The sequence below is a fragment of the Achromobacter sp. SD115 genome (genome assembly GCF_017355315.1).
Classification (GTDB): domain Bacteria; phylum Pseudomonadota; class Gammaproteobacteria; order Burkholderiales; family Burkholderiaceae_B; genus Achromobacter; species Achromobacter xylosoxidans_B.
In genome coordinates this window covers 73,002-88,215 of sequence record NZ_JADIJM010000007.1, presented here as the reverse complement: position 1 = coordinate 88,215, position 15,214 = coordinate 73,002, and the positions used below count along the sequence as shown (strand labels likewise).

9 protein-coding genes and 1 pseudogene are annotated in these 15,214 nt (G+C 66.3%); 6 read left to right on the top strand and 4 right to left on the bottom strand.

Translation table 11 applies throughout. The features are described from left to right. Nucleotides 1-4: 4 nt before the first annotated feature. From IPU70_RS12190 to xsc, 3 genes and pseudogenes are all read right to left on the bottom strand, one after another. Nucleotides 5-1,582: an ABC transporter substrate-binding protein gene (locus IPU70_RS12190; RefSeq protein ID WP_207467579.1), complete on the bottom strand. Its 1,578-nt coding sequence runs from the start codon at nucleotides 1,580-1,582 to the stop codon at nucleotides 5-7. Nucleotides 1,583-1,715: 133 nt separating this feature from the next. Beyond that, a pseudogene (locus IPU70_RS12185) lies at nucleotides 1,716-2,678 on the bottom strand (bifunctional enoyl-CoA hydratase/phosphate acetyltransferase); the annotation flags it as partial. A 44-nt stretch (nucleotides 2,679-2,722) separates the two neighbouring features. Further along, nucleotides 2,723-4,534: a sulfoacetaldehyde acetyltransferase gene (gene xsc / locus IPU70_RS12180; RefSeq protein ID WP_207467577.1), complete on the bottom strand. Its 1,812-nt coding sequence runs from the start codon at nucleotides 4,532-4,534 to the stop codon at nucleotides 2,723-2,725. Between the two features lie 160 nt (nucleotides 4,535-4,694). Between xsc and IPU70_RS12175 the strand changes: the two genes are divergently transcribed. The 6 genes from IPU70_RS12175 (at nucleotide 4,695) to IPU70_RS12150 (ending at nucleotide 10,194) form a co-directional block, all read left to right on the top strand. Continuing rightward, complete coding sequence (locus IPU70_RS12175; protein WP_207467574.1) at nucleotides 4,695-5,453, top strand: IclR family transcriptional regulator; 759 nt, start codon at nucleotides 4,695-4,697, stop codon at nucleotides 5,451-5,453. 195 nt (nucleotides 5,454-5,648) lie between these two features. Beyond that, nucleotides 5,649-7,037 carry an ATP-dependent RNA helicase DbpA gene (gene dbpA / locus IPU70_RS12170; protein ID WP_207467572.1) on the top strand — a complete coding sequence of 463 codons (1,389 nt, stop codon included), beginning with the start codon at nucleotides 5,649-5,651 and terminating at the stop codon, nucleotides 7,035-7,037. Between the two features lie 167 nt (nucleotides 7,038-7,204). Further along, on the top strand, nucleotides 7,205-7,612 hold the full coding sequence (locus IPU70_RS12165; protein ID WP_173149247.1) for a DoxX family protein: 408 nt from the start codon (nucleotides 7,205-7,207) through the stop codon (nucleotides 7,610-7,612). 230 nt (nucleotides 7,613-7,842) lie between these two features. Beyond that, a complete protein-coding gene (locus tag IPU70_RS12160) occupies nucleotides 7,843-8,007 on the top strand; it encodes a hypothetical protein (RefSeq protein WP_013393510.1) in 165 nt (54 codons plus the stop codon). Nucleotides 8,008-8,038: 31 nt separating this feature from the next. Beyond that, nucleotides 8,039-9,562 (top strand): adenylate cyclase, encoded by a 1,524-nt coding sequence (locus IPU70_RS12155; protein ID WP_207467570.1) that lies wholly within the window; start codon nucleotides 8,039-8,041, stop codon nucleotides 9,560-9,562. Between the two features lie 95 nt (nucleotides 9,563-9,657). Further along, the gene (locus IPU70_RS12150) at nucleotides 9,658-10,194 is read left to right on the top strand and encodes a peroxiredoxin (RefSeq protein ID WP_207467568.1); all 537 of its coding nucleotides are present in this window, start codon (nucleotides 9,658-9,660) and stop codon (nucleotides 10,192-10,194) included. A gap of 78 nt (nucleotides 10,195-10,272) precedes the next feature. Here IPU70_RS12150 and IPU70_RS12145 read toward each other — a convergent pair whose 3' ends face one another. Then, nucleotides 10,273-14,958, bottom strand: a complete 4,686-nt coding sequence (locus tag IPU70_RS12145) for an Ig-like domain-containing protein (RefSeq protein WP_207467566.1) — start codon at nucleotides 14,956-14,958, stop codon at nucleotides 10,273-10,275. Between the last annotated feature and the right edge of the window lie 256 nt (nucleotides 14,959-15,214).

The window sequence follows — 15,214 nt, the reverse complement described above, 5'->3', positions numbered from 1 at the left end:
CCCCCTACTGCAAGTAGGTATCGTCCATGGGCGAGATGACGCCCCAGATCCCGTCCGGCAGCCCGTGGACCTTCTTCGAGGACAAGGTGTGGTACGGAATGACCGTGAGGAAGTCGATGGGTACGTCCGCGGTGACCAGGCGCTGGAATTCGGCGTAGAGCGCGCGGCGCTTGTCCGCGTCGGTTTCGGTGCCAGCCTGCTCCAGCAGCTCGTCCACCTTGGGATTGGCGTAGGACTGCGTATTGGTCCAGATGATGTCGCGGATGTTGCTGGACAGATAGGTGCGGTGCACGCCGATCACCGGATCGCCCCAGTTGAAGACGATGTCGGTGGTCATGTCGAAATCCTTGCTGGCGATGCGCTTGGCCCAGGTCGGGAAGTCCGGCGAGGCGCGCACCTGCACCGCGATGCCGACCTTCTTCAGCTGGCTGCGCAAGTACTCCGCCACGTTCTTGCCCTGCACGTCGGAACCCGGCATATAGTCCACGGTCAGCGACAGGCGTTCGCCCTTGGCGTCCTTCTTGAAGCCCGCTTCTTCCAGCAACTGTTCGGACTTCTTCAGGTCCAGCGGATACTTGGCGACGTCCTGGGTGGCGAACGGGCTGGTGCCGATGATGGGACCGTTGGCGGGCTGGGCGAAACCGGCGTTCAGCGCCTTGGTGATGAAACCTTTGTCGGTGGCGTAGGCGATGGCCTGCCGCACCCGCACGTCGTTCAGCGGCTTGCGCGCGGTGTTGAAGGCCAGCCAGCTCAGCGCGCCTATACCTTCGTAGCCCTTGCTGGTCATGACGATGGCGGGATTGTCCTTGGCGCGCCGCAGGATGGTGGGCTCGGTCATGAACGGCAGCACGCCGATGTCGCCGCGTTCCAATCCGATCAGCAGATTGGTCGCGTCCGGATTGATCTTCACCACGATCCGGTCCAGGTAGGGTTTGCCGGGCAGGAAGAACTTGTCGAATTTCTCCAGCACGATTTCCTGCCCGGGCTTGAACTCCTTGAACTTGAACGGACCCGACCCGACCACGTCGGCCGAATTGCGAGGGTGGTTCTTCAGGTCCTGGCCGTCGTCATAGATGTGCTTGGGCAACACCGGCATCAAGGCCGGCGACAGCGCCAGCAGGATGGCCGGATGCGGCTTGTTCATGCGCAGCACCACCGTGTAGGGGTCCGGCGTGTCCACGGCCTCCACGGGCGCGAACATGGTCTGGAACGGGTGGTTCTTCTTGACCGCCATGACGGAAAAGGCCACGTCGGCCGAGGTCACCGGCTTGCCGTCATGGAACAGCGCGTCCTTGCGCAGATGCAGGGTCAGCGACTTGCCGTCCGGCGCCAATTCCCAGGACTGGGCCAGATAGGGTTGCGGCTTCCAATCGGCGTCGTAGCGCAGCAGGCTGGCGAACAGCTGCGTGCTGGGCAAGGCGGTGGCGATGCCCGACTGCACCGCGCCGTTCAGGTGACGCGGCACTTGCGTCGAACCGATCACCAGCGTGCCGCCCGGCTTGGGTGCGTCCGCGGCCATGGCTCCGCCCGCCAGGGCCAGCGCCGTCAGAATCGTGGTCAGGCATTTTTTTGCGCTGCGCATGTTCTACCCCTTGATCTTGTGTGTCGCGAACCATTCAACGGATGGCCTTGGGGGTAGCGTATCCAGCCTGAGGGTCCAGGCTTAGTACCAAACCGCCGGACTTTTTGGAGCCAGTCGCGTCGACGGCCGGAACTCAGGCAGCCTGCGCCCGCGCATACAACGAGGCCACCGCGCAGCTGTTGACGCGGGCTTGCATGGAATCGGAGCGGCTGGTCAGCAGCACGGGCACGCGCGTGCCTAGCACCAGCCCGGCCGTACCCGCGCCGGCCAGCCAGGTCAGTTCCTTGTAGAGCATGTTGCCGGCCTCGATATCCGGCACCAGCAGGATGTCGGCATCGCCCGCCACGCGCGACACGATGCCCTTCTGGTCGGCCGCCTCGCGCGAGATGGCGTTGTCGAAGGCCAGTGGGCCGTCGATATCGCCGCCGCGGATCTGCTGGCGGTCCGCCATCTTCGACAGGGCCGCCGCATCCAGCGTGGCGGGCATGGAAGGGTTGACGGACTCGGTGGCGCACAGCACCGCCAGCTTGGGCCGTTCCACGCCCAGCGCGCGCGCCAGGTCGATGGCGTTCTGCGCGATGTCGGCCTTTTCCTGCAGGGTCGGCGCGATGTTGACGGCCGCGTCGGTCAGGATGAAGAGCTTGGGATAGGCCGCAACCGCCATCACGAAGGCATGGCTGATGCGTCTGTCGGTGCGCAGGCCTGCTTCGCGCGCCACCACCGCCGACATGAAGTGGTCGGTATGCAGGCTGCCCTTCATCAGCATGCGCACCGCGCCATCGCGCGCCAGCGCCGCCGATGCGCGCGCGGCCTGCACCTCGTCGTCGGGCGTATCGACCACTTCCAGCTCGCCTTCGCGCAGCCCCAGGTCCGCCATCAGGGTGCGCAGCCGGCCCGCGGGGCCGACCAGCACTGGTTCGATGTAGCCCGCGTCGCGCGCCTGCACGGCCGCGCCCAGACTGGTCGGACACAAGGGATACGCTACCGCAGTGCGCAAGCGTCCGGCCGACAGCGCGGCATTGCGCAGCGGCTCGAACAAGCTATCGCTTTCCATTTCGGTCTGCTCCTGCCGCGGAATCCGCGGCGCCTGGCGGGGGAAGTCCGGCGCGGCCGCCGCCGCGCCGGACGAACGCTACGCGGTCAGCGCTTGGCGGGATCGATCGACAACGGCACCTCGCCCGGATGGAACGGCTGGTTCACGTACTGCTTGTACTTGTCCAGGAAGCGCACCGGCTGCTTGAGAGCGTCGCGGCGGAACGGATCGCCCAGTTCCTGGCTGACCATCATCTCCAGCACGGTGGTCTTGCCTTCGGACTGGGCCTTGCAGGCGGCCTGCAAGGCGGCGCCCACCTGGTCGGCGTGCTCCACCCGTATGCCTTCAGCGCCCATGGCCCGCGCCAGTTCGGCGAAGTTCGGGTTCAACAGATTGCTGCCGACGAAGCGGCGGCCATAGAAGTCCACCTGGTTCTTCTTTTCGGCGCCCCACTGGCCGTTGTGGAACACCACGGCCGTGACCGGTATCTTCTCGCGCACGCAGGTCAGCAGTTCCTGGAAGCTCATGCACCAGGCGCCGTCGCCGACGTAGGCCACGGCCGGCCGGTCGGGCCTGCCGAGCTTGGCGCCGATCAGCGCGGGCAAGGCGTAGCCGCAGTTGCCGAAGCTCATGGCGGCCAGCATGGAATTCGGCTCGTCGAAGCGCAGGTAGCTGTTGGACACCGAGCAGATATTGCCGATGTCGGTGGACACCATCACGTGCTTGGGCATGGCGCGTTCCAGCTCGCGCAGCATGCGGCGCGGATGCATGCGGCCGCCGCCGTGCTCGATGATGTCCAGACTCCAGTCGTCGCGCTCATGCGACCAGCTGTCCAGTTCCGTTTCCCATTCGGCCTTCTGCGCCGCGATCTGCTCGCCGCGCCCCGCCTTGGTGGCGGCGCAAGCGACCTCGCGCCCTTGCAGCTTGGCGGCCAGCGCCGCGGCGGCCGGCTTGGCATCGCCGCAGATGCCGACCGACACCGGCCGCACCAGGCCCAGCATGCGGTGGTCGGCGTCCACCTGGATGATGCGCGCGCCCTGCGGCCAGTAGTCCAGCCCGTGCTGCGGCAAGGTGCCGAAGGGACCCAGACGCGTGCCCAGCGCCAGCACCACGTCGGCCTGCGACAGCAGCTTCATGCCGGCCTTGGCGCCCTGGTAGCCGAGCGGGCCGCACCACAGTGGATGGCTGGCCGGGAAGGCGTCGTTATGCAGGTAGCTGGTGACCACCGGCGCGCCCAGCAATTCGGCCAAGGCCACGCATTCGGCCTGGCCCTCCGAGAACAGCACGCCGCCGCCCGCCACGATGACGGGGAACTTGGCCTGCGCCAGCATCTGCGCTGCCGCCTCCAGATCCTCTTCCGAGCCCGGACCACGGCGGATGCGGCGCGGCTCGGGGATGGCCACGTCGATCTCGCCATAGAAGTAATCGCGCGGAATATTCAGCTGCGTGGGGCCGCGCTCGGCCAGCGCGTTGTCGAAAGCCTTGGCGGTGAACTCGGCCATGCGGTCGGGACGGTTCACGTGCGCCTGGTACTTGGTGATGCGCGAGAAAATGGGCAGCTGTTCGGTTTCCTGGAAGCCCCCCAGCCCCATGCCCGCGGTGCCGGTCTCGGGCGTGATCGCCACGACCGGGCTGTGCGCCCAATAGGCGGCCGCCACGCCGGTCACGAAATTGGTGATGCCCGGGCCGTTCTGCGCGATGCAGACGCCGTGGCGGCCGGTCACTCGCGAGTAGCCGTCGGCCATGTGCGCGGCGCCCTGTTCATGCACCGTGGGCACGAAGCGGATGCCCGCCGCCGGAAACAGGTCCAGCGCGTCCATGAAGGCCGAGCCGACGATGCCGAATACGTCCTTGACGCCCTGGGCGACCAGCGTTTCCACAAACGCTTCGCTGGGGGTCATGTGTTGCTTGCTGCTCATGGTCTCTCTCCTGGCAGGCCGGCGGTGTCGGATTGCATCTGGGCCGGCATGATCCGATACTGCAGCAGAAACCTCGCCGCTCACACCCCGCTGCGTTCCATTTTCTGCAAAATCCGTGCAAAGATGAGGGGCGAACCGCCGAATCTTCAATTATTGAAAGATGAAAGACGAATCTTCCGCAGCGCTACGCGCGCTGACCCTGCTGGAACAGGTCGCCCGCTCGGGGCAACCGGTATCGTTGGCCGCGCTGACGGACGCCACCGGCCTGCCCAAGCCCTCGGTGCTGCGCATCCTGTCGCGCCTGGTCGACGCCGGCATGCTGCTGCGCGAACCCGCCGGCAAAAGCTACGTCAGCGGCCCGCGCCTGAGCGCGCTGGCGCGCGACACGCTGCTGAACTCGCCCCTGCGCGGCGAGCGCCACCGCATCCTGGACAGCCTGGTCGACGAGATCGGCGAAACCTGCAACTGCACCATGCTGGACGGCGACGAGGTCATCTACCTGGACCGCGTCGAAACCGCCTGGCCGCTGCGGGTGAACCTGCAATCAGGATCGCGCGTACCGCTGCATTGCTCGGCCAGCGGCAAGCTGTTCCTGGCCCATATGCGGCGCGAGGCGCGCCAGCGCCTGCTGGCCGCGGCGGCGCTGCCGCGCTACACGCCCAACACCCTGTGCGACGTGGCCGCGCTGGAGCAGGAACTGCGTACCATCAAGAGGGAAGGCGCCAGCTTCGACCGCGAGGAATTCCTGCTGGGGATCGTCTGCATGGCGGTGCCCATCCTGCATGGCACGCGCGCCATTGCCGCCGTGGCCTTGCACGCGCCAGTGGCGCGGCTGTCGATCGAAGGCGCGCGTGCCTGGCTCCCGCGCATGCAGGAGGCCGCCCGGGCCTTGGCCGGGACCTATGGGCCGGACGCCTGACCGCCGCCAGATCCCGCTGGCCGGCCCGTCCCGGGGCATGTCGGCAGGGACAAGTCCGGCCCGCCATATCCGGACCTTTGTTGCAGGCCCCATCGGCCGCAGGCATTACACTCTTGGGCGTATGCGGTTTGCGCAACCGCCCCTTTCTTTTGCCGCCAGGCCACCGCCGGGCAGAAAGCGACTATCTCTCCTATCGTGACCGACACCTCCTTTACCTCCCTGCCCCTCCTGCCCGCCCTGCTCGACAATCTGAAGAGCCTGGGTTTCGAGCAGATGACGCCCATCCAGGCGCAAAGCCTGCCGCTGATCCTGGAAGGCCGCGATCTCATCGCGCAAGCCAAGACCGGCAGCGGCAAGACCGCGGCCTTCGGCCTGGGCGTGCTGCAGAAGCTCGATCCCGCGCGCTTGACGCCGCAGGCGCTGCTGGTGTGCCCCACGCGCGAACTGGCCGACCAGGTCGCGCAGGAACTGCGCCGGCTGGCGCGCCAGATCGCCAACATCAAGATCCTGACCCTGTGCGGCGGCGCCGCCGCCCGCCCCCAGGCCGAGTCGCTGGCGCGCGGCACCCATCTGGTGGTGGGCACGCCCGGCCGCATCCAGGACCACCTGGAACGCGGCAGCCTGGACCTGTCGGGACTGAACACCCTGGTGCTGGACGAGGCCGACCGCATGGTCGACATGGGCTTCTATGACGATATCGTGGCCATCGCCTCGCACTGCCCGACCAAGCGCCAGACGCTGCTGTTCTCGGCGACCTATCCCGACAACATCCGCAAGCTCAGCGCCCGCTTCCTGCGCAATCCCGCCGAGGTCAAGGTCGAGGCGCAGCACGACGCCAGCCGCATCGAGCAGATCTTCTACGAAATCGATGAAAAGGACCGGCTCGACGCGGTGACGCGCCTGCTGGCGCATTTCCGTCCGGAATCCACGCTGGCCTTCTGCAACACCAAGATCCGCAGCCACGACCTGGTCGAACGCCTGCAAGCCGAGGGCATCAGCGCCCAGGCGCTCAACGGCGACCTGGAACAGCGCGAGCGCGACGAGATCCTGATCCAGTTCGCCAACCGCAGCTGCGCCGTGCTGGTGGCCACCGACGTGGCCGCGCGCGGCCTGGACATCCAGAACCTGGGCGCCGTCATCAACGTCGACGTCACCAAGGACACCGAGGTCCACGTGCACCGCATCGGCCGCAGCGGCCGCGGCGAACAGAAGGGCCTGGCGCTGAGCCTGTGTTCGCCCGAGGAAATGCGCTGGGCCAACCTGATCGAGCAATATCAGGGCGCGCCGCTGGTGTGGGGCGACATCAAGACGCTGCGGCCCAAGGCGGACCGCCCCTTGCGCGCGCCCATGATCACCCTGTGCATCCAGGGCGGCAAGAAGGACAAGCTGCGCCCGGGCGACCTGCTGGGCGCCCTGACCGGCGACGGCGGCCTGACGTTCGAACAAGTCGGCAAGATCAACATCACCGAGTTCAATTCCTACGTGGCGCTGGACCGCCAGATCGCCAAACAGGCGTTCTCGCGCCTGTCCAACAGCAATATCAAGGGCCGGCGCTTCCGCATGCGCTATCTGGAAGAGTTCTGAGTGTCGTCAGGCGACAAAAACTTGATGATTTCGCTCGGGTTTTGCAATAATGGCGCGGCCTGCCCTGGCGGCCGCCCTGCCCGCGATCATCGGGGCGCGGAACCAACGGCTCGCAACCTGTTCCAACGGCCGCGGTCCCCTTTCAACCAATAGAAGAGAAACTCACCATGATCAAATCCGACGACACCGGCAAGCTGATCCTGCGCCTGACCCTCGGTATTCTGATTCTGCTGCATGGCCTGTTCAAACTGACTGGCGGCGGCGTCGGCGGCATCAGCGGGATGCTGTCCTCGCACGGCTTGCCTGGTTTCCTCGCCTATGGCGCCTACGTCGGCGAAATCCTCGCCCCCGTCCTGCTCATCGTCGGCATCTACACCCGCCTGGGTGGCCTGCTGATCGCCATCAACATGCTGGTCGCCATCCTGCTGGCCCACTCCGGCCAGATCAGCAGCATGACCAACAACGGCGGCTGGGCGCTGGAACTGCAAGGCATGTTCCTGTTCACCGGCCTGGCCATCGCCTTCATGGGCGCCGGTCGCTTCAGCCTCGCTGGCAACGGCGGCCGCTGGAACTGATAGCCGTAACACGGCGATACGCGCTACACAGGGGTCGCCAAGGCGGCCCCTCTTCATTTGCGCGGACATTGATACGAACGACATCGACGGTCACGCAGGTGCAAACATCCGTCACCGGAAAGCTGTTTCGGAACGATTACAGTGCAGAACCATGGGGACTGCCCTGTGGCCTAATCCTGACGAGCGCAACAAAGGCGTGAGCCACGCCAGGCGCTCGGCAGGAGTCGCAAATGAAGAAGAGTCTGTTGCTGATGCTGGCCATGTCCAGCGCCTTGACTGGATGCGTGGTCGTACCCGCAAGGCCGGCGTACTACCGTCCGGCGCCGGTGTATTACACGCCGCATTATTACTACCCGGCATATCCAGCCCCCCATTACTACTATCGTGGCTATTGATCCGCGCGCCCGTTGCGCAAAGGAAAAGACCATGAACATCTACTCCCGGATCCTCCGCCCGCGGCCCCTGGCCGCAGCCGTTATGCTGGCCGCCTGTGTCAGCGCCACGGCGCAGACCTATGCGCCGCCGCCCGCGCCCGCCGCGCCCGTGTATGACGATGGCGATCCGGCCAACGCCAATCTGGCGCTGGTGGACCGCAGTCCCGAACCGCCGCCTGCGCTGCCCGTGTATGTGCAGCCGGCCGCGCCCGCAGACGGCTATATGTGGGTACCCGGCTACTGGAGCCGCAATCGCTACGGCTTCTTCTGGGTCCCCGGCGCGTGGGTACTGGCGCCCTATCCCGGCGCCCTCTGGACACCGGGATACTGGGGCTTCGTGAACGGCGTGTACCTGTGGAACGCGGGCTACTGGGGCCCCCACGTGGGCTTCTATGGCGGCATCAACTACGGCTTCGGCTACACCGGCCTGGGCTACGTGGGCGGCTACTGGAAACGCGACCGCTTCTACTACAACCGCTCCGTCACGAACGTGAACATCACGCGCGTGACCAACGTCTACAACCACACGGTGGTCGTGAACAACGTGGACAACCGCCGGGTCAGCTACCATGGCGGCCCGTCGGGCGTCCGGCGCGACGCGGACCCGCGCGAACTCGCCGCGCGCAAGGACCGGCATTCCCAGCAGACCGACATGCAGCGCGGCTATGTGCGCGATGCCGGCAACAACCGGGCGCAGTTCTATGACCACAACAAGGGCCGTCCGCCCCAGGCGTACGTGGACCATCAATCCAACGGCAGGCCGCCAGAAGGCCAGCGTCCGGGGAATGGGCGCGACGGGCGGGACAACAACGGGCGCGATAACCGTGGTGGCGGCGACCGTAACAACCCGGATCGCGGGGACATGCAACGCGGACGCGATATGACGCCCGGGCAGCAAGGCCGCCCACAGCCGCCGCAGGCGCAGGCGCAACAGGGGCGCGAGCAACAGCACCGTGAACAGCAGGCTCAGGAGCAGACGCGTCAGCAACAGCAGCGCGATCAGCAGGCCCAGCAGCAAACGCGTCAGCAACAGCAGCGCGACCAGCAAGCCCAGCAGCAGGCGCGTCAGCAACAGCAGCGTGATCAGCAGGCCCAGCAGCAGGCGCGTCAGCAACAGCAGCGCGACCAGCAGGCCCAGCAGCAGACGCGTCAGCAACAGCAGCGCGATCAGCAGGCCCAGCAGCAGGCGCGTCAGCAACAGCAGCGCGACCAGCAAGCCCAGCAGCAGGCGCGTCAGCAACAGCAGCGCGACCAGCAAGCCCAGCAGCAGGCGCGTCAGCAACAGCAGCGCGACCAGCAAGCCCAGCAGCAGGCGCGTCAGCAACAGCAGCGCGATCAGCAAGCCCAGCAGCAGGCGCGTCAGCAACAGCAGCGCGATCAGCAAGCCCAGCAGCAGGCGCGTCAGCAACAGCAGCGCGACCAGCAGGCCCAGCAGCAGGCGCGTCAGCAACAGCAACGCGATCAAGCGCGCGGGGATGGAAACGGCAATGGCCGCGGTGGGCCCGGGCGCGACTAGGACCGGCCGCCGCCAGGCCGCGCGCTGGACCCTCGCTTCTCGCAGGGCTACAGTAGACCTATTGCCGCGCGGCCCCTGAAACTCTGGAGATCCCGATGAAGCGCATTGCCCCCTGGTTACTGCTCTGCGGCCTGCTGGCCGGCCCTACGGCCCAGGCCGCGCTGGACGTGGGCGCCCCGGCGCCGGAATTCAGCACCCAGGCTTCGCTGGGTGGCAAGGTCTACACGTTTTCGCTGAGCGAGGCGCTCAAGCAAGGTCCGGTGGTCCTGTATTTCTTTCCCGCCGCATTCACCCAGGGCTGCACGATAGAAGCGCACAACTTCGCCGAAGCCACGGACGAATACAAGTCCCTGGGCGCCACCGTCATCGGCGTGTCGACCGACAACATCGATACGCTGAACAAATTCTCGGTCAGCGAGTGCCGCGGCAAATTCGCGGTGGCGGCCGATGGCGACGGCAAGATCATGAAGGCCTATGACGCCGTCCACGACAAGCGTCCGGAATACGCGCAACGTATTTCCTACGTGATCTCGCCGCAGGGCAAGATCCTGTACGAATACACCGACATGAATCCGGATTCCCACGTGGCCAACACCATGCGGGCCTTGCGCGACTGGAAGGCCAGGCAGTAGGCAGCGCCGGCAAGCAGCGCGGCGCCAAGGCATACGCCGGGACCAGCCTGGCCAGATCCTCCGCGACTGTCTTGGCCGTCATGGCTGCGGCGGGGTGATGGCGCGTGACGCGAATTTCACGCGGACGGTCTTGCCCGGATCCGCCGCCACTGTCCTGGCCGTCAGCACCGCAGTGCCGGCGGAAGTCGGCGCGCGCAGTTGGACCGTGGCCATGCCGCGAGCGTTGGTGCTGCTGGTGGCTGCGGCCAGGGTGCCGCGGTTGGTCGTCCAGTTGACGATGATGCCCGCATCCTCCAGATTGCCGTTGGCATCCCTCACGGTCGCAGTGAGGGTCACGGTGTCTGTCCCGTTGGCCCGCCCGGAGGTCTTGCTGGCGGTGAGGGAGGCAACCCGAGGGGATAATGGGTCGGCCATCAGCGTCACGCTAACGGTTGCACCCGGATCCCCCGCCCCAACCCTGGCGGTCACCGAGGCCAGGCCAGCGACGGTCCCTGCCGTCAGCACGGCCGTGGCCGCGCCGCTGGCGTTGGTCTTGCTGGTAGCGCCATCCAGGGTGCCGAGGTCGGTACTCCAATTGACGACGTGGCCCTCGCCCCTGGAATTGCCATTGCCGTCCAGCACCATCGCCGTGAAGATCGCGGAGTCGCGGCCGTTGGCCACGATGCGGGTCTTGCTGGTGGAAGCACTGCCGACACGAGGAGAGGATGCGCTATTTTTGAAAGTCACCACGGCGAAATTGTTGTTCTCATCATTGGCTCCTGCCTTGGCGCTCACCGACACCTCGCCCGCCACGATCGGCGCGGTCAGCACGATGCGGGCTGCGCCGGCGGCATCGGTCATGCTCGTGGGCGCGGCCAAGGTACCTCCCGTCGTCGTCCAGTGCACGGTGATGCCGGCGCCCACCGGGTCGTTAAACTGGTTGCGCACGACAGCCGTGAAGATAGTGGTGCCGATGCCGTCGGCCACGCCCGTATTCTTGTTGGCGTTCAAGATATTGACGTAATCCCGGGACGGGTCCGCTACGTAGTTCATGACTAGGGTCTTGCCCGGATCCCCCGCTACGGCCAGGGCCTTCACCAAGACTGCGCCGGCCGAGAAATGCGTTACGGTGTTGGTAGCCGTTCCGTCCTGAGAAGTCGCACTGGTAGCCTGATCGAAAGTGGCGGCGTCGCTGCTCCAAGTGATGGTGACGCCCGCGCCGACAGGATTGCCATAGGCGTCTTGCACGGTCGCTCTCAGATTCACCCAAGCGCCAGCCGGGAAGGTGGTGCTGGTGCCGCGTAAGGGAAGGAGCGAAACCACGCGGGCGGTGGACACATCAGCCGTGAAGGTGACGGAGGCGGTCTTGCCAGCATCCCCGCTTGCCGCCTTGGCAAGAATGGACGCCGCGCCGGCCGCGGTCGGCGCGGTCAGCACGATCGAGGTTTCGCTGTTTCCATTGGTAATGCTGGTGGCGTTGAGCGTACCCAGGCTGGCGCTCCAGTTGACTGTGACGCCCGCGCCCACCGGATTGCCCTGGGCATCTACCACCGAGGCCATGAAGGTCACCGTATCCATGCCATTGGCCACGCCGACATTCTTGCTCGGGCTGAGTTCGATGACGTGCGCGCTGGACGCGTCGGCGGTGAAGGCAATGGAAACGGCCTTGCCCGTATCCCCGCCTGCGCCCTTGGCCGTTACTGTGACCGAGCCGACAGCCGTCGGCGCGGTCAGCACGATCGTGGCCTGGCTGCTGGCGTTGGTCACGCTGGTCGCGCCCGCGAGGGCACCCATGGTGGCGCCCCAGTTGACCGCGACGCCCGCGCCAACCGGATTGCCCCCCGCGTCCGTGACCGTGGCCGTGAACGTCACGGTATCCCTGCCGTTGGCCACGCCGGCGGTCTTGCTCGGGCTGAGCTCGATGACGTGCGCGCTGGACGCGTCGGCGGTGAAGGCGATGGCGGCGGTCTTGCCAGGATCGCTGCCCAGGCTCCTCCCCTGCCGGACAGGCGCGCACTTGGCGGTGACGGTCGCCTGACCAATCATGGTCGGCGCCGTCAGGACGACCGTAGCCTGGCTGCTGGCGTTGGTGACGCTGGCGGCGGCAATGGTGCCCCGATCGGTGGTCCAATTAACGGCGACGCCCGCCCCCACCGGACTGCCGCGGCCATCATCGACTGTGGCCGTGAGCGTGACGGTGTCGGTGCCATTGGCCAAGCCGCTGGTCTTGCTTGGCGTCAGGACGGCCACGCGCGCCCTCAGCACGTCGGCGGCGAAGACGGCCGAGGCCGTCTTGCCAGCATCGCCATCCGCAGCCTTGGCAGTAATGGTCGCCACGCCGGGGACGATGGGCGCGGTCAGCAGCACCGTTGCCTGACTATTGGCGTTGGTGACGCTGGCGGAGGCGATGACACCCAGATTGGCGGTCCAGTTGACGGTGACGCCGGCGCCGACAGGATTGCCACGGCCATCTTCAACCGTGGCGGTGAAAACCAGGGCATCCGTGCCATTGGCCACGCCGCTGGCCTCGCTGGGCGCAAGCAGGACCACACGGGCGCTTGAGGGATCCACCACGAAGGCGATCGCAGCAGCCTTGCCCGCATCGCCGCTTGCGCCCCTGGCGCTGACGGTCGCCACGCCCGCCACGGTGGGCGCCGTCAGCACGATCGTGGCCTGGCTGTTCGCATCGGTGCTGCTGGAGGCGGCGCTCAGTGTGCCAAGGCTGGCGCCCCAGTTGACGGCGATGCCCGCGCCCACCGGATTGCCCCGGCCGTCGGCAACGGTGGCTGTGAGAGTCACGATGTCAATACCGTTGGCCAGGGCTGTGGTCTTGGCAGACGTGAGCAGCACGACCTTCGCATCGGATGCGTCGAGCAGGAAATCCACGGACCTCGTCTTCCCCGGATCATCGACCCCAGCCTTGGCGGTGATGTCCGATGTGCCCGGAACGGTGGCGGAAAGCAGTTCCGCCACCGCCACGCCGCTGGCGTCGGTATTGCTGCTGCCGCTGGAAAGCCGGCCGCCGGTTGCCGTCCAATTGACCGCCACCCCCGCGCCTACCGCGTTGCCCTTGCCATCCTTGACTGTCGCCGCCAGCACGGTCTTGTCCCGGCCGTTCGCAAGGATGGACGCTGGAGTCACATCGAGCTGCGCGACGTTCGCCGAACTTGGCGCTGCAAGGAATTCGGCCTCGCTGCGGCCCTTGAAGCCTTGAGCTTCCGTTGCCTCGACTTCGACCATGGCCGCGACCTGGCTGCTGACCATGACGAACGCCAGTCCGTCCGCATCGGTCCGGTCCGAAGATTCCTTGATGGCGCCGGGCCCGCGCAAGGTCCATGCAATGGCGCGTCCGGCCATGGGTTCCGCCTGGACGCCGCGAACCTGGGCCGTAAACCTGACGCTGTCCATGCCGTCGGCCAGGGCCACGGCTTTCGAGCGCGCGACGCTGAGGCTGAGCGGATTGACGCTTACCTCCATGACGTTCGAACTGATTTTCCGTCCGTGCGCATCGATGGCCGTTGCCGTCAGGCGATAAGTGTTGACGCCGGCGATATTGTAGGCAGGCAGCGTCATCGCCCCTGACGCGCCGCCGGCATAGGGCATGGCAAAAGGCGCCGCCGAACCGGACCATTCGACCGTGGGTGCCTCGCCCGCGCCGACGATGGTCACCGGAAAACTGAGCACCGTCTGCGGATAGCCTCTGGTGGCCGATGGCAGCTGGATCGTCAGCGGGGCGTTTTTCTTGTATTCCAGGACGATTTCGTTATTGCGCTCGACGAGGTCCATGCGCATGCCGGCCAATTGGCGGCTGCTCGCGACGCCGCCCGGCTCCAGCTGCTTGGCCAAGGGCACGCCTATCGCGTACTTCACGCCCAGCTTGAAGCTCGTGTCGGACTTTCCGCCCTGCCCCATGCGATGGTCCAAACCCAGAGTGATGGCCGGCGCCGGCGTATAGGACACGCCCAGGGTCCAGGCGCGGGGATTCCTTTGCCGGTTGCTGGCGCCGAACAAGCCGACCTCATCGCCGTAGTACTTCTCGAACATCAACTTGCCGCCCAACTGTGGATACCGGGGCAGATAGCCTTCGGTCCTGATGTCCCAGCCGCTGGCCGGACGCTCCTGGTAGTCCCGCGCATCGGGCGAACGCTTCCAGTCGCTCAGCCGGAAGTAGCCGTTCATGCTGAGTTTGAGATAGTCCGCCCACCATTCGCCGCCCAGGCCCAGCCGCCGATGGCCGCGCGAAACGTCTTGATCCAGGAAGGCGTTGCCGCCGACCATGAAACCGTCGGCGAAATGACGATATCCCAGCCCAAGGTTGACCGTGGTTCGATAGGACTCTTGCAGCAGGTTGGTCCGCCGTGCGCCGAACTGGGAAAAAATCAGACCCGTCCCAGAATCGTGTAGCGGGAACAGCATGTCCAGGGCACCACCATGGAAGCTGCCCAGCAGGTCCAGTCTGGCGGTGCCGAACTGGCCCAGCCAGCTTTCCGCCGCCTGCTTCGCTACGCCGGTGGCCTTGCCGCTGGCCAGCGACCTGGCGTCGTCGCTGGCCATTTGATCGGGATTGGCAGGCAAGGGACGCCCTTCCAGATCGGGCGCGGGATCCAGCGTGCCAGCGGCCCGGCTCCGCGCCTGCGCGGCATCCGGGTGCGGCGTTTCCGCGGCCGCTTCCACCCTGGCGGTCCTGGATGGCGCGTTGCGTTCGGAACGGGGCAGCGGCTTGCGCAGTTCGCCGGCCAGCGGCGCCGCGCATCCCTGGAACAGCAGGAAAACCGAAAGCGCCATGCAAAGCGCCTTTCTGGCTTGGCCTGCGGCCGATGTCCGCCAAGCAAATGACTTGGTTGGTTTCAGCATCGTCATGACCTTGTCTTGAAGAATCCCGCGGGCCGGGGGTGTTCCGGCCAGACAAGGTCGCCAAACTACTGAATGGCGGCATGGGCGAATCCGTTCTGGCTCAGATCCAGGACGAAATCGCATGCGCGCTCGCAGCGAGCCTGCCCGAGGGGGTTCGTGTTGTTATTTAAAAAATGACAAAATATGA